Origin of the sequence: Bradyrhizobium nitroreducens, from assembly GCF_002776695.1 — a bacterium.
In the GTDB taxonomy this organism is placed as follows: domain Bacteria; phylum Pseudomonadota; class Alphaproteobacteria; order Rhizobiales; family Xanthobacteraceae; genus Bradyrhizobium; species Bradyrhizobium nitroreducens.
In genome coordinates, this window is the sequence record NZ_LFJC01000003.1 from 5504658 (window position 1) to 5523467 (window position 18810).

Annotated in this window: 15 protein-coding genes; 6 read left to right on the forward strand and 9 right to left on the reverse strand. The window is 64.8% G+C overall.

Features of this window, described 5'->3' with window-relative positions:
• Nucleotides 1–35: 35 nt before the first annotated feature.
• The 4 genes from hpnE to TSA1_RS38995 form a co-directional block, all read right to left on the reverse strand.
• Nucleotides 36–1292 (reverse strand): hydroxysqualene dehydroxylase HpnE, encoded by a 1257-nt coding sequence (hpnE, locus tag TSA1_RS26455; protein WP_100178897.1) that lies wholly within the window; start codon nucleotides 1290–1292, stop codon nucleotides 36–38.
• Complete coding sequence (gene hpnD / locus TSA1_RS26460) at nucleotides 1292–2131, reverse strand: presqualene diphosphate synthase HpnD (protein WP_100178898.1); 840 nt, start codon at nucleotides 2129–2131, stop codon at nucleotides 1292–1294. Before hpnD ends, hpnE begins: the two co-directional genes overlap by 1 nt.
• The gene (gene hpnC / locus TSA1_RS26465; protein WP_100178899.1) at nucleotides 2121–3005 is read right to left on the reverse strand and encodes a squalene synthase HpnC; all 885 of its coding nucleotides are present in this window, start codon (nucleotides 3003–3005) and stop codon (nucleotides 2121–2123) included. Before hpnC ends, hpnD begins: the two co-directional genes overlap by 11 nt.
• 185 nt (nucleotides 3006–3190) lie before the next feature.
• Nucleotides 3191–3424: a hypothetical protein gene (locus TSA1_RS38995; RefSeq protein WP_142252460.1), complete on the reverse strand. Its 234-nt coding sequence runs from the start codon at nucleotides 3422–3424 to the stop codon at nucleotides 3191–3193.
• 459 nt (nucleotides 3425–3883) lie between these two features.
• Here TSA1_RS38995 and TSA1_RS26480 point away from each other — a divergent pair, with 459 nt between their 5' ends.
• From TSA1_RS26480 to TSA1_RS26495, 4 genes are all read left to right on the forward strand, one after another.
• Entirely contained in the window at nucleotides 3884–4381 is a 498-nt protein-coding gene (locus TSA1_RS26480; protein ID WP_100178900.1) for a hypothetical protein, read from the forward strand.
• 94 nt (nucleotides 4382–4475) lie between these two features.
• Nucleotides 4476–5309, forward strand: a complete 834-nt coding sequence (locus TSA1_RS26485; RefSeq protein ID WP_100178901.1) for a hypothetical protein — start codon at nucleotides 4476–4478, stop codon at nucleotides 5307–5309.
• Between the two features lie 343 nt (nucleotides 5310–5652).
• Nucleotides 5653–6951: a hypothetical protein gene (locus TSA1_RS26490; RefSeq protein ID WP_145984368.1), complete on the forward strand. Its 1299-nt coding sequence runs from the start codon at nucleotides 5653–5655 to the stop codon at nucleotides 6949–6951.
• 13 nt (nucleotides 6952–6964) lie between these two features.
• The gene (locus tag TSA1_RS26495) at nucleotides 6965–7585 is read left to right on the forward strand and encodes a hypothetical protein (protein ID WP_100178903.1); all 621 of its coding nucleotides are present in this window, start codon (nucleotides 6965–6967) and stop codon (nucleotides 7583–7585) included.
• 59 nt (nucleotides 7586–7644) lie between these two features.
• On the opposite strand, the gene TSA1_RS26500 is transcribed toward TSA1_RS26495, so the two are convergent.
• The 5 genes from TSA1_RS26500 to TSA1_RS26520 form a co-directional block, all read right to left on the reverse strand.
• Nucleotides 7645–8427, reverse strand: a complete 783-nt coding sequence (locus TSA1_RS26500) for a class I SAM-dependent methyltransferase (RefSeq protein ID WP_161497259.1) — start codon at nucleotides 8425–8427, stop codon at nucleotides 7645–7647.
• Nucleotides 8428–8502: 75 nt separating this feature from the next.
• Entirely contained in the window at nucleotides 8503–10869 is a 2367-nt protein-coding gene (locus TSA1_RS26505; protein WP_100178905.1) for an efflux RND transporter permease subunit, read from the reverse strand.
• Nucleotides 10870–11077: 208 nt separating this feature from the next.
• Nucleotides 11078–11863 carry an ethanolamine ammonia-lyase subunit EutC gene (gene eutC, locus TSA1_RS26510; protein WP_100178906.1) on the reverse strand — a complete coding sequence of 262 codons (786 nt, stop codon included), beginning with the start codon at nucleotides 11861–11863 and terminating at the stop codon, nucleotides 11078–11080.
• Nucleotides 11860–13446, reverse strand: a complete 1587-nt coding sequence (locus tag TSA1_RS26515; RefSeq protein ID WP_100178907.1) for a B12-binding domain-containing radical SAM protein — start codon at nucleotides 13444–13446, stop codon at nucleotides 11860–11862. Before TSA1_RS26515 ends, eutC begins: the two co-directional genes overlap by 4 nt.
• A 154-nt stretch (nucleotides 13447–13600) precedes the next feature.
• Entirely contained in the window at nucleotides 13601–14983 is a 1383-nt protein-coding gene (locus tag TSA1_RS26520) for an ethanolamine ammonia-lyase subunit EutB (protein WP_100178908.1), read from the reverse strand.
• 317 nt (nucleotides 14984–15300) lie between these two features.
• On the opposite strand from TSA1_RS26520, the gene TSA1_RS26525 reads away from it, so the two are divergent.
• Both TSA1_RS26525 and TSA1_RS26530 read left to right on the forward strand, forming a co-directional pair.
• A complete protein-coding gene (locus tag TSA1_RS26525) occupies nucleotides 15301–17040 on the forward strand; it encodes a methyl-accepting chemotaxis protein (protein ID WP_100178909.1) in 1740 nt (579 codons plus the stop codon).
• Nucleotides 17041–17235: 195 nt separating this feature from the next.
• The gene (locus TSA1_RS26530; RefSeq protein ID WP_245448414.1) at nucleotides 17236–18807 is read left to right on the forward strand and encodes a M81 family metallopeptidase; all 1572 of its coding nucleotides are present in this window, start codon (nucleotides 17236–17238) and stop codon (nucleotides 18805–18807) included.
• Nucleotides 18808–18810 lie beyond the last annotated feature (3 nt).

Consider the following 18810-nt stretch of genomic DNA (forward strand, 5'->3'; position numbering starts at 1 on the left):
AATTGGCCGGGACACTTGCCCGTCAGGGCCGCCTTTCAGGATGCTTTGGCGGCCAGCACCAGATCGGCGGCGCGATCACCCGACCGGACCGATCCCTCGATGGTTGCTGGCAATCCCGTAGCAGTCCAATCCCCCGCAAGGAACAGGTTTTTCAGCGCAGTGACCGGCCCCGGACGCAGGGCATTCTGGGCCGGCGTCGCCGCAAACGTGGCACGGCGCTCGCGCACGATCTGCCACGGCGGCAGTTCGCCGGACACGCCGCCCGCCTTGCAGACGTCGTTCCAGATCGTCTGCGCCAGCTCCTCGCGCGGCATGTCGACCAGACGGTCGCTGTTGCTGATGGTGACGGACAGCCGGTTCGGGAACGCGAACAGCCACTCCACCACGCCGCCGATCACGCCGAGGATCGGCGCCGAGCCGGGCGGCGGCTCAAAGCGGAAATGGGCGTTGACGATGGCGCGGAATTCGGTCGGCGCCTTCAGGCCCGGCATGAGACTCGTCGCCGCGCGCGGCGGCACCGCCATCACGACGACGTCGCCTTCGGCGAGCTGGATCACGTCCTCGCCGCCGAAATTCAGCGCAGCCGCCTTGCCGTCGCTGGTCGTGAACGAGCGCAGCTCATGGCCGAGCTGAACGGTATGGCCGCGATCGCCCAAGAACTTCACGGCGGGCTCGATCAGCACGGCGCTGAGGCCGTCGCGCGCGATCAGCGGACGGCAGGCTTGCCCGCCCGCCAGCAGCGTCTCGCGCACGATCGCACCGGCAAGTCCCGCCGAGCCCTCGGGCGGATCGACGTTGAGGGCGGCGAGCAGCAGCGGCTGCACCAGGCGCTGATAGAGCACGCCCTCGGTCGGAATCGACTTGCCGACCAGCGTCTCCTCCGACGCCCAGATCAGCGGCGCCAGCTTGAGATAATCGGTGAGGCCGGTATCGGGCACGCGGCGGCTCTCGTCGAGCACCCAGGTCGGCAATCGGCCAGCGCCGAGATCGATCTGCCAGCGCTGCCCGGTCTTGATGTCGACGAAGGGAAACTGCGCGCTCTCGGGTCCGACGAGGCCCGCCTCGGTGCCGATCGAACGCGCATAGGCGCGCGCGTGGCTGTTGCCCGACAGCAGCAGATGATTGCCGTTGTCGATGGTGAGATTGGTGGCGCCGTCGAAATAGGAACGGCAGCGGCCGCCGGCCTGGTGCGTGGCCTCGTGCACGGCGACCTTGAAGCCGGCATTGGCGAGCCGCACGGCGGCGGAAAGGCCGGAAATGCCGGCACCGATGATGTGAGCTGTGTTTTGCATCAGAGAAAAGCGTAACGGAGCAGGATCAGGATGCGTGTGATCTTCGACACACGTACCGGCTGGCGCGGCGCGTTGAAGCCGCGCGCGATCAGGAGATCCAGAATGGAATGATAGTATTTCGACATGATCCGCGGCGCGCGCACGACGCGGCGCTTGTTGCGGTTCATGATCTCGTCCGACTTCTCGAAATGCGCCTTCGCACGCTGCGTCAGCGGCATGCAGACCTTCGGCAGCGCGCGCTCGGCAATCACGCGGTTCGGATCGTCGGAGGTGATGCCGGCATGCAGCAGCGCCTCGCGCGGCAGATAGAGCCGGCCGAGCCCTGCGTCCTCGTCGATGTCGCGCAGGATGTTGGTGAGCTGAAGTGCGCGGCCGAGATGATAGGCGAGCTGGATGCCGTCCTCTTCCGGCAGGCCGAACACCCGCACCGAGAGCCGTCCCACGGCGCTGGCGACGCGATCGCAGTAGAGATCCAGCGTCGCCATGTCGGGCGCGCGGATGTCCTGCGGCACGTCCATCTCCATGCCGTCGACGATCGCGAGGAAATCCTCGCGCTTGAGCCCGAAGGTCTTCACCGAGGCGACGTAGTCCTTCAGCCGCGGCGGCGGATTGCCCTGATAGAGCGCCTCGATGTCGTTGCGCCACTGCTGAAGCGCGGCGAGCCGCTCCTCGCGCGGACCGTCGGAATCGGCGATGTCGTCGACCTGGCGGCAGAAGCTGTAGATCTGGAACATCGCTTCGCGCTGGTCATGCGGCAGGATGCGCATCGCGGCGTAGAAGGAGCTGCCGGATGCGGTCGAGCCATAATCGGCGCCGGGCGCTGTCGCCTCAAGCGTCATGGGCAGTCCCCGGTCTGGAAATGGCCTTGCGTCCGATCGCGCGGCGGCCGGCCTCACTGAGCATTCCGGCAAGGCTGAAGACGAGCAGCTCGAACTTGTTCAGATGCACCCGCTCGCGCAGGGGATCGCGCACCTTGAGCAGGCGCACGATGCGGTCGGCATAGGCCTGGATCACCGCGACGTCGATGCCGAGACGGAAATCCCGGATCTCCGCAGCGAGTGCCCTGCCCTCGTCGAGCAGCGCTTCGTTGCGAACGGCAAGCGCCTGCAGGCAGGCCAGCATCGCCGGCGGCGACTGCGACAGCCCGAGCTGCTCGACCGAGGCACCGTGTGCTGCCAGCGCATCGCGCGGCAGATAGACGCGGTTGAGCTCGCGGAAATCCTTGCCGCAATCCTGGAGGTGGTTGTTGATCTGCAGGCCGGCGCAGAGCGCGTCCGATGCGGCCCAGGTCGAGGTGCTCTCGCCGTGGACGTCGAGCATGAAGCGGCCGACCGGCATCGCCGAGTAACGGCAATAGTGGATCACCTCGTCCCAATTCTCGTAGCGCAGCTTGGTGACGTCCATGCGGAACGCGATCAGCACGTCGAGCGCGTGGCGCGGCGCCATGCCGCGCTCGGCCAGGGCACGGCGCAGGACGACGGCTTCGGCCTGGGTGTCGCCCTTGCCGAGCAGCTCCGCCTCGAGCAGGTCGAGATAGCTGAGCTTCTGGTCGGGCGGCAGGGTCGCGTGATCGGCGATGTCGTCGGCGGTGCGGACGAAATTGTAATAGGCCAGGATCAGCGCACGATGACGCGGATGAATGATCCAGGACGCGACGGGAAAGTTCTCGTCGCGGTCACCCTTGCCGGATCGCAATTCGCTCGCAGAGGTCATCGAGGGCTGGTTTACAATCGTTTGGACAGAAAGGGCTTCTTCGCTCGCGGGCTCATGCCGGCGATCCGCCGCGGCCCCCATATAGGGGAATACGGCCGCAAAACCAATCCTGTCTGGCGATGGCTGCCCTTCCGCGGATCGGCCCGGAAAAGGCGGCCCTGGGGCCGCCTTTGTGGGCCAATGGCTTACTGGTTGTGGTTCTTCAGGACCTGGTCGCAAGCCTGCGAGATCTTGGGCCGGTTTTCCTTGAGGCAGGCCAGGATGGTGAAATCGCCCTGGTCGATGACCGGGCGGCAGAACTTCTGCACGTCACGCGTGCAGGCCTTCTGCTCGGCGTCCGTGCCACGCCCCTGCTGGGCGAACGCCGCCGTCGAAACAGATGCCGACAGCAGGGTGAGAGCGACGAGAAGCTTACGCATTGTATTCCTTCATTCTGGCGGCAGAATCGCACCGGCCCCGGACCGCACGGGGCGGACGACCGGAACGGATTGTTCTGATAGCAAGTCGCCGCGACAGGTGCGGCCTCAGAGAAGGCACAAGCACTGGCAAATGCGGCCAAATTGGCGCCGCGCCCACCAAATCAGGTCTTCCCTCAACCTCCATTGACAGATGTAAGGGGTTGATACTACATCATAATTCAGACACATCGTATTTTACTGCATACCTGTTGCAGAGCTGCATCTGTCCGCACCTCGTTTCCCGCCAGAAACATGCCGAAACAAGGCAAATCAGCGGATCGGGCCTGGCACGCGGTGACGTGAACCACCATCTCTGGCGCCCTGGCTTTGAACCTGACACTGGCTCGGAGCACTAAACTTTCGATGTGGCGAGACGTTATCACGCGTAAGCGGGCGTCATTCCAAAACGGGATATTCGAGATGACATTCTTTGGGCGATCTGGACTGGCAATCAAGGCGGCCGGCATTGGGGCGGCACTGCTCTTCTCGATTTCGGCGAGCCACGCCCAGTCCTCCGGCCCGTTTGCCGGTTTCGACGGCGCATGGACCGGCACCGGCACGGTGTCGCTGTCCGACGGCTCCACCGAGCGCATTCGCTGCAAGGCCGACTACAAGGTCGCCGGCAGCGGCCTCAATCTGAAGCAGGCGCTGCACTGCGCCTCCGACAGCTACAAGTTCGACCTCACCAGCGACGTGACGAGCCAGGGCGAGCGCATCTCCGGCAATTGGAGCGAGTCCAGCCGCAACATCTTCGGCAATCTGCAGGGCACCGCCGGCGGCGGCCAGATCGACGTGTTCGTGGAGGCCAACGGCTTTGCCGCCAACCTCTCGCTGCGCACCAACGGCAGCAAGCAGACGGTGCAGATCTCCTCCAAGGGCGAGATCCGCGGCGTCAACATCACCATGACCAAGAGCTGATACGCTCTTCCCAGCCGAGAGACATACGGCCCCCGGTTCTCGCGAGCCGGGGGCTTTTTGCTGGCATGAGCTCATCCGCAACGGACGTGCCGAGATGGACCCGATACGCAGACATCTGCTCAAGGCCGCAGGGCTCTTCGTGGCCACTCGTGCCTTCGCCAACGATCAGCAGGGAGCGACCATGCCGCCTTCGTTCGTGAAGCCGCGTCACGTCCTCTGCTTCCTCGGCAGGGACGACAGCCTGCTGCAACCGCCGAAAGCGGTGGCCAAGACGATCGCCGATTTCGGCTTCGAGATCGACCGCACCTACTCGCTGGCAAAACCGGATCCGAACATGGCGCGGTCGTTCGGCGTGTGCTGGGACCGCGTCTTCCCGAAAGCGTGGTCAGCGGCAGACGAGGCCGCGGTCGCCAACCACAAGGCGGTGCTCTACGTGCTGAGCCCGCTGATGGATCAGCAGAAGACAGCCGCCGGTTCGGCCGCCGCGCTGCAGATTGTGGACGAGATGTTCGACGCGGGCGCCATTGCAGCGAAAGGCGAAAGTGCCGGCGTGGCGCATGGCGTCGTGCGGTGGCGCAGCCTCGCCGAGCAGGCGCGCAACGGCGCGAAGACAGACCAAGGCCTCCGCATGACGCCCGCCGTCGCCAGGGCTTGTCGGCTTGCTTTCGCCAAGCGCCCGCTCGCGGGGGATCGCTACTTCGAGAGCGTCGGCTACCACCTCGTCGGCTTGCCGGACGTCTATGTCGCGAAATCGCGCGGCAACGACCGGTCCGCGGTGACGTTGATGGACGAGATCGCCGACGCCATGGCCGAGCGCGGCGTCGATGCGACGCTGCGCGATCGCAAGCTCACGCTGTCGCGCGAGCAGGACTACGCCGAGCGCGATTTCAAGTTCAATCCGTACGGGATCGTCCGTATCGAGGCGTGAGCGCAGGGCGAAAGCCTAGGGGTCCGTACGCAGGGACCTGGCAAGATGTACCGATCCGCCATTCATAGCTGGAGGCCGGGAGCCTGCCCGATTTACAACCACAATGAGTTAGAATAGTTTTTCTCTATTTCATTGATTGTTTCATTTTGGAGATGCGGTGCGCCGGCCAAATCCCAGCATCTTCTTCCTTGCACTCGCGGTACTGGCTGCCCCTGCCGACGCAAGAGCAGCGGGCCGTCCGGCTGCCAAACCTCCGATTGAGCAGCCCAATCGTCCCATTTCGCCGCACCCCGGTCCAGGTCCTAAAGACCTGGTTCTGCCTCCATATCTTGACCACGGGCGGATGCCCACCGAGGCAGCGGTCAAGCAATTCGGGCCCCTCGAACAGGGACCGAACCGGCAGAATGTCTACCGCTACAGAAAATCCGTTCTCATTCCTGAGGGTCTTGCAACCCCAGCCTTGTCGTGGGCATTGAACCAACCGTTGTCTCACCCTCCGGTGATCGCCAATTTCGTCGATCGCTTCGCCAATCGCACCGACTACGAGAAGATATCGAGCGCCGCGGGTGCAAACCATCATCAGCTCCCGGAATCGCGCGATCAATTGAGCACATTTTTCGCGGCCAACAATGGAAGCCCAGTCGTCATAGTCGCCCACCTCGAAGGCGGCAGGATCATGATGCAGAAAGAGGGGTTCCGGAAAGAAGAGTGGCCAAGCTACGAGATCAAGCAAGTACTCGACCTCGCCATACAGTACCGGGTCAATCTGCTGTTCCTGTCGTGCCGTGCCGGTACGCTGAGCAATATTCCCGGACCGACGGTGGACCTCTGGACTCCTGAGATTGTCGAACGAATCGAGCGCGTACGCGACGCCGCGACCTTCGGCGACCTGCTCGAAGCGCTGGGTGGGCGCGAAACGCCGTTCGCCATCAATAGCGCCGACGTCGCGGCTTCAATCTTCGCAATCGACTTCATCGCGAAGATCGCAACGAGCACCGGGGAGCTTTTCCAGTACCCGGGCCATTTTGGCACGCCGATTCCGGCGCCATCGACAGCCCCGGTACCAGCAGTCTCGCCTTCGCCCGTAACTTTCATACCGGATGACGGCCCGCTAGCCACCTTGCTCCGGTGGATTGGATCGTTCTTCACCCTAATCGGCGGCTTGCTGATGCTCGCCTTCGGGCTGGTTCTCGGTTTCCTCGGCCTTCTTGCAATCGTTTCGCCGTTGATTCTCGTCGCGGGATTCATCGACCATCTCTTCAAGCCGACGCTGGTAGCGCCACACTCCGGGAAGGACGAGGCACTCAATTCTCTTCTCAGCCCAGACGATCGTGCCTTAATTGACCGTATTCGCCGCGAGCACATCGCCCCCTGGGATAGCGAGATCGAGGCAATCGAAAACGCCGCCGCCAAGGGAGTGGTCGATGCCAGGACCGCCCATCATAGCCTCACAATCCTACTCAGCCGTGCGCAAGGCGTGCTCGGATCGCGCACATCGGAGAACAAGGGCGCATTTCCTCCCGTACGGCGACCGCAGACGACCCTGCCGACGCAGCCCTATAGAATAACGCTAAACGGATTGGCTACCGACCCAAACAAGAAGCCCCCCTTCCATCTGACCAATATCAAAGGACCGACCTAGGGAATATCAGACCATGCAAGAGACCATCGAATTCCTCTTCAAGCAGAATCCTACCAAGGCTCGCGAGCTGCTCACCGAATTCGAACGCGCAGGAATCGATAGCCCGATGAAATTCGGACCGAACGACAAATCAATCAGCCCCGCCGCGACTTCCGCAGACGGCGACCGCAACAAGCGAAAATTGGCATTGATGCTCGAAGCGGCGATCGCCGCACTGGATGCCGCAGTTTCACTGTTCGATCAAGTCATCTCCAAGATCACACAGCGGCTTAACCGCGCGCAATCGCTTAAGGCCGTCGCCGCCTGCATCACGACCGTCCTCTCGTCCAGTGTCGTGGTCGCCCTGCTCAAGGATGCACCCGCGACATGGACGGTTCCGCTCGGTGCAGTAACCGCACTTGCTTCGGTACTGACCGTGGCGGCGAACCGCCTCGAAGGCGGCGAGAGCAACATCGCACAGACGTTTGCTGAGACATCGACCAAGCACGAGACCGCGCGCGGACTGCTCAATCGCCTGAAAATGTATGCTGGCGACCCAACTCTCTTCGACGACGTCGAAGCCCAGGTCAACAAGGTGGACGATCTTGTCATCTACCTTCGCACAGCCAGTCGGCGATGGGATATCGTTGCATAGAAAGGATCGAGGTTGCGCTCGCTCTAAGGGGGGCCGCCGCACGACAAAGTTCCGATTGATCAGTCCCTGCGTGCGACGCATTCGCACCGGCATCTGAAATACACCGCATCCGGATCGGCTCCCCAGGCCTCCCATCCGGCAAGCGCAGCCTGGATCTCATCGTCCGTCGCGAACCCCTTACCCACGAGTTGCGGTCCGAGGCCGAGCAGGCTCCGCCGTGCGTCAGCGACAGCCTCGCTGCGGCTCGCCGCGTCGGCGCTGTGGTTGACGTAGCTGGCGCCCGCCCAGACCGGCGTAAAGCCGTTGGTGCGGAGAATGGAGCCCTGCTGCCGACCGAAGCGAAGCGACGCGGGATCATCATGCTCGTACCAGCGTTGCCAGAGATCGAGCGCGAGGTGCACGCCGTCGATTTCAGGGTGGAGAACATTGCCGCCGACATCGGCGTCACGCGTTGCGACGAAGCCACCCGGCTTCAGCACGCGTCGCGCTTCCGCCAGCGTTCGCGTCAGCACCGCCCGGCTCTCATGGTACAGCACTGCGTGAAAGAACACGGCATCGAACGTCCCATCCTCGAACGGAAGGGTGGTCATGTCGGCTTCGACAAAGGTCACGTTGGTGAGGCCAGTCCTCGCGGCAAGCCGATTGGCTGCGGCGATCGCCTTGGGCTCGATATCGACGCCGACGGCCTTTGCGACGATGCCCGCGAGCGCGGCCGTGATGGTCCCCGGTCCGCAACCGGCGTCGAGCAAGATCGTATCGGACGTCAGGAATGGGACGAAAAAGGCGGCGCAATCGCCGCCGCGCTTCTGCTGAAACTCCACGATGGAGCTGTCGTGCCGCATTGGCTGCATCCTCAGCCGGAACTCCGGCGCAGTCGTCAAGACTGCGCCGATTCCATGTCTGACTGATGAAGCCGCTCAGATCGCCGGCTTATCGGCCCCCTGCAGCCTGGCGTGCAAATTGATCAGCCACATCGCCGTCGGCCTGAGGATGAAGAGGTCGGCGACCAGCGCCATCACCATCGAGAAGGCGCTGAGCCAGCCGAACAGCCGCAGCGACGGCAGGTCGGAGAACACGGTGACGACGAGGCCGCAGGCCAGCACCACCGTGGTCAGGATCAGCGCAGGTCCGACCAGCACGGTCGCCCGCTCCACCGCGAGCGCGGAGCCCACCCCAGGTTTGTTCTCGAGGCGCAGGCGGTTGAGGAAGTGGATGGTGGCGCTGAGGCCGAGGCCGAACGAGACGGTGAGCGCGACGACGCTGGCGAATTGCAGCCCCTCGCCCATCGCCCACAGCACCGTGCCCGACATCACCACCGGGAAGATGCCCGGCAGGATGCAGGCGAGCGTCACCACCCAGGAGCGGAAGGCCAGACCGATGAAGATCGCGACCAGCGCGAATTCGATCGTGAGGCCATGATTCAGCTTCTCGATCATGCCGGCCGAGTTGCGCGCCGCGATCGCGGCAAGACCAGTCACTGCGATTTCGTAACCGGGATGCTTGTTGCGGACGGCATTGAGCTCGGTATCGAGCTTGTCCACGATCGGCAGGAGCTGGCTGGAATCCTTGTCCGGCACGCGGCCGGCGACCACGACGGCGTCCTGCTCGGCGTCGATGAAGCGCCGCACCAGATGCTCGGGGATGACGCTGACATATTCCTTGAGGGTCGCGACGTCGGCGCTGCCGGCCTTCTCCGCCAGCCAGCGACGCAGCGTCTCCAGCGACCAGACGTTACCGACACCGGCGGCTTTCTCGACCGTCGCATGCACATCCGCGATGGTCTGGAGCGTCTCCGGCGAGTACAGCGTCTCGCCCTTGGGAAACGCAACGAGCACGTTGACGGGGTTGGCGCCTGTGAGCTTGGCATCCAGCCGATCGCTCGCGGCGACCGCCTGGCGCTTGTCCGGCACCTGGTCGGCAAGCCGGTAACGCGGCTCCAGATTGGCGTAGATGACGCCGAGGCCGCCGACGAACAGCACTGCGATCAGGCTGAACAGGCCTGGACGGCCCACCATGCGCACGGCGATCCAGTAGCAGAAATTGCGCAGCGCCTGGACGCCGGCATCGGCGCCCTGGAACTTGACCGCAAAGACCTTCTCGTTGCGCACGAACAGCACGCCGAACACCGGCACCAGCGACAGCACGGCGACCAGCGCGATGATGGTGGCGGCAAGGCCTGCCTCACCGAACTTGCGGATCAGGTCGGAATTGGAGAACTGCAGCGCGATGAAGGAAATGCCGGCGGTGCCGTGCGTCAGCACGCAGGCCGGGCCCACGACGAGGACCGCGTTCTTGAACGCGGTGAACTTGTCCTGGCCTGCGATCAGCCGGTCACGCGCGGCAAAGGTGAGCTGCATCGAGTCCGAGAAGCTGATCACCATGATGAGCGGCGTCATCACGTTCAGGAACATGTTGAGATTGAAATTGGCCCAGCCGAGCGCGCCGAGCGCCAGCAGGATCGCGATCATCGGCGGAAATGCCGCCGCGATCATGAACGAGATCTTGCGGAAGAAGATGATGGCGATGACGCAGCCGGCGAGAATGCCGAGGATGTTGTAGGTCAGCCCGTCGCGCTCGACGGCATTGCGGATCTCGAGCTGCATCACCGGCACGCCGGAGAGCTGCACGTTGAGCCCGGTCTCGCCGAGATCCTCCTTCATCAGCGCGCGGATGTCGGCGACGGTCTTGGTCAGCTTGTTGGAGGCGACGACCTCCGGATCGAGCGACAGCACGATCAGCGCCAGCGTGCCGTCTTCGGACAACAGCTTGCCGCGGATGATCTCGTTGTTCTTGACGGTCTCGATGAACTTGTCATAGGCCGCGCCCTCGGGCAGCTCGGCCGGAAACAGCGCCGCCGGCAGCTTGCCCGGCGCCGGCGCCTGGCGCGCCGAGAACAGCGAGACGAGGCCACGGGTGCCCTCGACCAACTGCAGATCGGTGACGAAGTCGCGCAGCTTCTCGAGATTGTTCCGCGCCAGCAGGGTCTTGCCCTCGACCACGACGAGGACGTCGAATTCCTCGGCCGGGAACTTCTTGGTCACCTCTTCATACTGCTTGAATTCGCGGGTGTCGGAACGAAACAGCTGCGACAGCGAATCGTCGATCTTGATTCGGTGGATGCCGAACACCGCGCCGACGATCAGCGCGAGCAGGATGATGCAGGAGACGATCGGCGCCCGGACGGCGATCAGCCCGAGACGTTCCAGCCCGAAGGCGATCGAGGACGCCGGTCCCTGCTCGACCTTGTCGACATGAACCTCATTCTCGCTGTGCTTTTCGAGCATGCCTTATCCAGTTCCTAAATCGGCTCGGTGTTGAGAGCTTGTTGCGCCCCGCGAACGGCTTGAAAACGCCATACCAATGGGAGGCTTGCCCCTTGAAAATGCGCGGAAAATCGCTGGCAGCGGTTTAGCAGGTCAATCGCCCCTCTCGCAAGCAGGCGAAGGGTGGGCAAATCGATCAAGATGCGGCGATTTCGGGTCCTGCTCCCGGTCAGCACGCCGAGAATGTGCCAATTCGACGCGGCGCGCGGTCCGCGCTCTCGTCCTTCAGCGCCACGCCGCTGACCTCTCGGGCCAGCCCCTCGCGGACCAGCCAGGCGATCTTGAAGGCGCCCTCGTCATAGCTCAACCCGGCCTTGTGGATGTTCGAGACACAATTACGCTCGGCATCGGTGCGGCCGGGCTTCGGCGCGAAGGTCAAATAGGCGCCGAGACTGTCGGGCGCCGACAGGCCGGGGCGCTCGCCGATCAGCATCACGACCATGCGCGCGCCGAGAATGGCGCCGATCTCGTCACCGAGCGCAACGCGCGCGCCTGAGGCGACGACGACATGGCCGAGCGCGACGTGCTCCCCTTCCGCGAGCAGCGGCAGCAGGCGCCGCACCAGCGCCACCGCATGGGCATGAACCGCCGCCGCCGACAGGCCGTCGCCGATCACGAGTGCGAGCTGGCATGGCTCGGCGGCACTTTGCGCGAGCACTTCGGCGGCTTCTGCATCGAGCCGTCGCCCGAGATCCGGCCGGCGCAGATATTCCCTGCGGTCGAGCGCCTGGCTCCTCACCTCGGTGACGACGAGACCCTGTGCGTGAAGATCCGAAACCAGCCGCGGCGCGTCGAAGGCGGCATGCACGGCGTCGCGCGCACGGGCATGGTCCAGCGTGAAATCGAGCAGCGGCTTCGTCGGCACGCTTGCCCCGCTGCGCCCGAGCGCGACGCGCGCGGGCGTGAACGACCTGAGATCGATGGTCGGGCGCGCCGGAGCGGACTTGTCGCTCATTCGGCGGGCACGGCGGCCTCGCGCAGCCGAATCGAATAGTTCGAGGCGTTCTGCGCGCCGCTGGAGGCCGCGCGCGCGAAGGTGATGAGATGGTGCGCGATCAGCGTGCAGCCAATCAGGCCTTCGAGGTCGCCGCGCCTGATGCGTCCGAGCGCAAACTTCCAGAACACGCGCCTGTAGTCGCCGAGCACGCCGACCTTCCAGAAGATGTTCCTGATCATGATCAGGCCGCGCCGGATGTTGGCCCAGGTCTTCATCTCGTCAGGCACCGGCATCTTGAGACGGTTGGGATAGGTGTTGTCGCACTGATACTGGAAGCGCGCGAACACCTTTTCGGGCTCGTAGGCGACGCCCATGGCATGCTTCCAGGACGCCACGACCTCGTCATAAGGCAGCAGGAAGTCGACGTTGGAATCGCGCCCCTCGTCCTCGACCAGGCGGCCTTCCCGCTCCAGCCGGTCCCACAGCGGCGTCTTCGGCAGCGCCTGGAGCAGGTTGATGGTGAGCAGCGGAATCCGGGATTCCTCGACGAATTCGAGCAGCGCATTGGCCGTATTGGGGCCGTCAGTGTCGAGCCCCATGATGATGCCGGACACAACCTCCATGCCGTAGGAGTTGATCGCACGCACGCCCTCGAGAATCGGGACCATCATGTTGTGATCCTTCTGCATCGCATGCAGCGCGTCCGGATCCGGCGTCTCGATGCCGCAGAAGATGGTGATGAAATAGGCCTCGCGCATCTTCTCGAGGATTTCGGGCCGCTTGGCGATGTTGAGCGTCGCCTCGCAGGCGAGCCGCACCACATAGCCGGTCCGTTTCTGCCATTCGATCAGGTGCGGCAGCAGGTCCATCGCCGCCTTGCGGTTGCCGATGAAATTGTCGTCGACGAAATAGACCGTGTCGGTCATGCCGCATTCGCGCAGGCGGTCGAGCTCGGCGATGATCTGCTGCGGCGACTTGATGCGCGGGTTGCGGCCGTACAGGCCCGGAATGTCGCAGAACTCGCACTGATAGGGACAGCCGCTGGAATACTGAATGCTGCCGAGCATGTACTTCTTCACGTCGGCAAGTTCGTAGGCCGGGATCGGAAACTCCGTCATCGGCACCCGGTCCTTGGTCGTGAGGACCACCTGCTGCTCCGGCCGCGAGGGGTCGCGCGACAGAATCTCGATCAGCTGGTTGGTGGCGTCGCCGAGCTCGCCGACATGGAGATAGTCGAACGAGGGATAATAGTCCGGACAGGCGCTGACGGAGGGACCGCCGAGCGCAACGGCCAGGTCGAATTCATGCGCGCGGCGGCAGATGTCGTTCATCTGCTGGCGCTGGATATGCATGCCGCTGACGAAGACCGCTTCCGCCCATTCGAACTCTTCCCTGGTGGTGCTGCGGAGGTTCTCGTCGACGAACTTGACCTGCCAATCCGGCGGCAGATAGGCGGAGATCAGCAGCAGCCCCTGCGGGGGCATGAAGGCGCGGACACCGTCGGTCAGGGGATAGGAATGCTCGAACGTACCGAACGAGGAGGTGTAGCGCGGAAACACGCAGAGAATCCGCCGGGCCGTTCCGTTAATTGCAGCTCGCATCTAAGCTCCCCCGCCACGCTCGACTGATGGTGCGGAAATTGCCAGCCAGACATATACCGTAATGCTGCCGCCGGAATTTCTCAATATTGTGGCACAAGCATAATTCCGGAGGATGCAGATAGTTTCCGAGGAGGGCGCGACGCTTCGAACCGCCTCAGGCGATCAGTCGCGAGGCAAAATCGGGCAACAGACCTGGATCGCCGGCAATGCGGAAATCGGCGCCTGTGATGCCCGACCGCGCCAGCCAATCGTCGAATTCCGGCGCGCGGTGCAAACCGAAGACGTCACGAACATAGAGCGCGTCGTGAAAAGACGTCGACTGGTAGTTCAGCATGACGTCGTCGGCCCCGGGGACGCCCATGATGAAGGTGACGCCGGCGGCGGCGAGCAGCGTCAGCAGATTGTCCATGTCGTCCTGGTCCGCCTCGGCATGATTGGTGTAGCAGATGTCGATCCCGAGCGGCAGGCCGAGCAATTTGCCGCAGAAATGATCCTCCAGCCCGGCGCGGATGATTTCCTTGCCGTCGTAGAGATATTCCGGGCCGATGAAGCCGACCACGCTGTTGACCAATAGCGGGGCAAAGGCGCGGGCGACCGCATAGGCACGCGCCTCGCACGTCTGCTGGTCGACCCCGTGATGGGCGCCAGCCGACAGCGCCGAGCCCTGGCCGGTCTCGAAATACATCACGTTCTGCCCGACCGTGCCGCGCCGCAGCGACAGCCCGGCCTCCTGCGCCTCTTTCAGCAGGGCAAGGTCGATGCCGAAACTGCGGTTGGCGGCCTCGGTTCCGGCGACCGACTGGAAGACCAAGTCGACCGGCACGCCCTGCCCGATCAGCGACAGCGTCGTCGTGACATGGGTCAGTACGCACCCCTGCGTCGGGATTTTCAGTCGCGCGATGATCTCGTCGAGCAGCCGCAGCAATTGCGCGATCACGGCCGGATCGTCGCTGGCCGGATTGATGCCGATGCAGGCATCGCCGGCCCCGAGCAGGATGCCGTCCAGGATCGAGGCGGTGATGCCCCTGGCGTCGTCGAACGGATGGTTGGGCTGCAGCCGCGTGCTCATCCGGCCCTTCAGGCCGATGGTGTTGCGGAAGGCGGAGGTGACCGCGCATTTCCGCGCCGCCAGGATCAGATCCTGGTTGCGCATCAGCTTCGAGACCGCGGCCGCCATCTCCGGCGTGATGCCGGGCGCGAGCGTCTTCAGGACCTCGGGCGTGGCAGCATCCGACAGCAGCCAGTCGCGGAAGCCGCCGACCGTCAGGGATGCCACCGGTGCGAAGGCCTTCGCGTCATGGCCGTCCATGACGAGGCGGGTGACCTCGTCGGCCTCATAGGGGATGACGGCTTCCTGGAGGAATTGGGTAAGCGGAACGTCGGCGAGCGCCATCCGCGCCGCGATCATCTGCTCGGCCGTGCCGGCGGCGATCCCGGCCAGCCGGTCGCCGGAACGCGGCGGCGTTGCCTTGGCAAGGAGATCGCGCAGGTCCGGGAACGTGTGGGTCGTGGCGTCGATGGTGTGGCGGTAGACCAAGGGTGTCTCCGGGGTTCGTCGGCCGGTGGCCGAGTCCGGTCGATGTTGAAGGCGATCCCTCCGTCAAGGAATACGCGCTTGGCGGCCGGCATGCACGCCAATGTGAGGGCTCTCCTCGGGTTCGCCCGGGGGCGATCTGCCGAAAACCGACAGTTTCCTACCAACCAGCTGAAATAATTCGCCATTCCGCCGACCGGGCGCCCTCTTCCCGCGCCCCGCGTTAACGCCGCATCCATCTTCGCCCTGCATATTTTTGCATCAATTTTACACGATCCCGCTCACCGGCCACTTCAGGCCATTCCGGGCCCCTGAACACCATGACCTCAGACCGATCTGGGAATGCCGCCAAGCTGGCTGGCCGCTTCACGCTTGCCACCAAGCTCTATGCCATCTTCGCGCTGTTCGCGCTGCTCACGGCGGCGATCGCCATGCTGTCCGACTACAACAGCCGTCGCGGCGCCGACCTGACCAACGCGATCGAGACGGCGAACGCCGCCGCGCTGAACGTCGAGCGCGTCAACTCGCTGGTCTATGCGGTGGTGATGGAATCGCGCGGCGTCTACATGTCGACCGAGCCGGCCGTGGTGAAGAAATACGGCGAAGGCCTGCTCAAGTTCAACGCCCAGATCCTCGACGTCGTGAAGCGCTGGGAGACCATCGTCAGGGCGGACGATGCCGAGCAGTTCGCCACCTTCAAGAAGCGCATCGAACAATTCGTCGAATTCCGCAAGGAGCTGGTGCGCCGCGGCGTCGAGATCAATGCGGCCGCGGGCCGCGAATGGGGCGACAACGACGCCAACCGGGCCGTGCGTTCGGCGCTGAACAAGGATCTCGAGGCGCTGTCCAAGGTCTATGCCGAGCGCGCCAGGCAGATCGCGCGCGAGACGGAGACCATCCGCACCCTCTCCTTCGTGCTGACCTGCCTCGGCGGCGTGGCGCTGGCCCTGGTCGTGGTCGGCATCGTCATCATCGCCCGCTCGGTCGCCCGGCCGCTCGCCGCGATCACCTCCACCATCAAGCAGGTCGCCGACGGGGCTGAGGGCGTCGTGGTGCCGCACGCCGACCGCGCCGACGAGATCGGCGCGCTGGCCCGCGCGATCCAGGTGTTCCAGGAGGCCATGGGCCGCAACCGCAACCTCGCCTCGCGGGTCTCGCAGGACTCGGCCGCGCGCGAGGAGCGCGCCCGTCACATCGAGCAATCCGTCGAGCAGTTTCGCGAGGCGATCGGCGCCATCATGCGCGGCCTCAGCGACAACGCCTCCGCCATGCGCGAGACCGCGCAGACCATCACCCGCGTCACGGCGGACGCGAACAGCCGTGCCGGCACGGCGGCCAACGCCACCGAGCAGGCCTCCCACAACGTCACGGCGGTGGCGAGCGCCGCTGAGGAGCTGTCGGCTTCGGTGGAAGAGATCGGCCGCCAGGTGCGCCAGAGCGCCGGCGCCGTCGAGCAGACCGGCCAGCGCACCGAGAAGTCGATCTCCGAGATCGAGAGCCTCGCCGCCGCCACGCAGCGCATCGACGGCGTGCTCAATCTGATCCAGGCGATCGCCGAGCAGACCAATCTGCTCGCGCTCAACGCCACCATCGAAGCGGCCCGCGCGGGCGAGGCCGGTCGCGGCTTTGCCGTGGTCGCCCATGAAGTGAAGACGCTCGCGGGCCAGACCGCCAAGGCGACCGCCGAGATCAGCGAGAACGTCGCGATGATCCAGGCCTCGACCCGCAACGCGGTCGACGCCGTGCGCGAGATCGGCGGCGCGGTGCGCGAGATCAACGAGGTCACCTCCGCGATCGCCGGCGCCATCGGCCAGCAGGACGCCGCCACGCGCGAGATCTCGTCCAACGCGCAAAGCGCCGCGCAAGGCAACGAGACGCTGGTCGCCAACATCACCTCGCTGCGCGACGCCATCGGCGAGACCGACACGGCCGCAGCTTCGGTGCTCACGGCCGCGAGCAGCCTGACCGCGACGGCGGACACGCTGTCACAGGAGGTGGAGACGTTCTTCCAGAACCTGCGCGCGGGGGCTACGGACGGCCGTATCGCCAAGGCGGGGTGACGGCGCGCCCGCCGCAGCCGGGCGGCGGGTCCTCCAAACAAAAAACTGCAAAACAACCCCATGCACAGTAGCAGGGGGCAGGTTTTTCAATGAGTTGGTGGCCAGCGCAAAACCTGCTGTTCTTACCGGTATTGATTTTGACTCGTCGGGCAAAACAGAGGCACGATGCGGTCAAGCAGTGCCGGGCAGGACGCGGTGCGTGTCGGCGCGGCTGACTGCGATTGCATAAAAAAAGAACAAAGGAATTCCATGAGCCCGACGCGGCGTGTTCTCTCGGCGCAGGTCGCCCACGAGACCAACACTTTCTCGGTCATTCCGACGACACTCGAGGACTATCGCAAACGGCTGTTCCTGCGTGACGGCGAAATCGCCGCGGCGCTGGCCGACACCAGAATGGAGATCGCCGCGCATCTGGCCGCCGCGAAACGCTACGGCTGGACCCTGGTGCAGCCGGTCGCCGCCGCGGCCACCCCGTCCGGCAAGGTGACGGCCGCGTGCTGGGCCGAACTGCAGCGGCTGGTCTTTGCAGCCTGCGAAACCGGGCCGTTCGACGGCGTCATCCTGGCCTTGCACGGCGCGATGGTGACCGAGACCGAGGACGACGCCGAAGGCGCACTGCTCGAAGGATTGCGCAAGCGTCTGGGCGACACGATCCCGATTGCGGTGACGCTCGACTTGCATGCCAACGTCACCGAGCGCATGGGCCGGCTGGCCAGCATCATGCTGCCCTACCGCACCTATCCGCATATCGACCAGTACGAGACGGCGTTCCGCGCCGCCGAGCTGCTGCAGTCGGCGATGGACGGCACGACCCGCCCGAAGGTCCTCCGCTCGCAACCGGCTCTGCTCGACGGCTGCAATCACGGACGGACCCAGGGCGGCGTGATGAGCGACCTGTTGAAGCGTGCCGCGGACATGCAGGCGCAAACGCCCGGGTTGCTCTCCGTCGACGTCTGCGCGGGCTTCAGCCGCTCTGATATCGCCGAGGTCGGCCCGAGCGTTCAAATCACCTACGATTCCTCCCACAACGCTGCCGAAACGGCGGCGCGGCAGGCTGCAGCGGCGCTCGAGGACGAGATGGTCCGCCGCCGAGCCGAAGTGACCGTCACAGCGCTCGATTTGCCGGCCGCGACGAGGCTTGCCGCGGCAGCCGCAGCCGATGTCGCCGACACCCGCCCCCTCGTGATCGCGGACTTCAGCGACAACCCGGGTTCGGGCGCCTACGGCGACGGCATCCGCCTGCTCGAGGCGCTGCTGCAGGCCGGGATCCGCGGCGTGCTGTTCGGTGTCCTCGGCGATCCCGAGGCCGCGGCGCGCTGCCATGACGCGGGCCTTGGGGCGAGCCTCGATGTCGTTCTCGGCGCCAAGCGCCACCCCGAAAGCTACGGACCTCCGCTCACGCTGACCGGGCGGGTCACCGGACTGTCGGACGGCGCCTTCGTCTGCGAGGGGCCGATGAATGCCGGGCAGCCCCTGACGCTCGGGCCGAGCGCCTTGCTCGAGGTCGACGGCGTCTCCATCGCGATTTCGACCAACACGCTGCAGACCTATGATCAGGAAATGTTCCGGATTCTGGGAGCCGAACCGGCTCAATTCCGGATCGTCGCGGTCAAGTCTGCGCACCACTTCCGGGCTGCTTTCGGGCCCATGGCCAAGGAGGTGATCCTGGCCGATAGCGGCGGCCTTGCCACCTTCGATCACAGCAAGCTGTCGTACCGGAACGTCCGCCGTCCGATCTGGCCGCTCGACGAAATGCAGCCGGGTTGACCA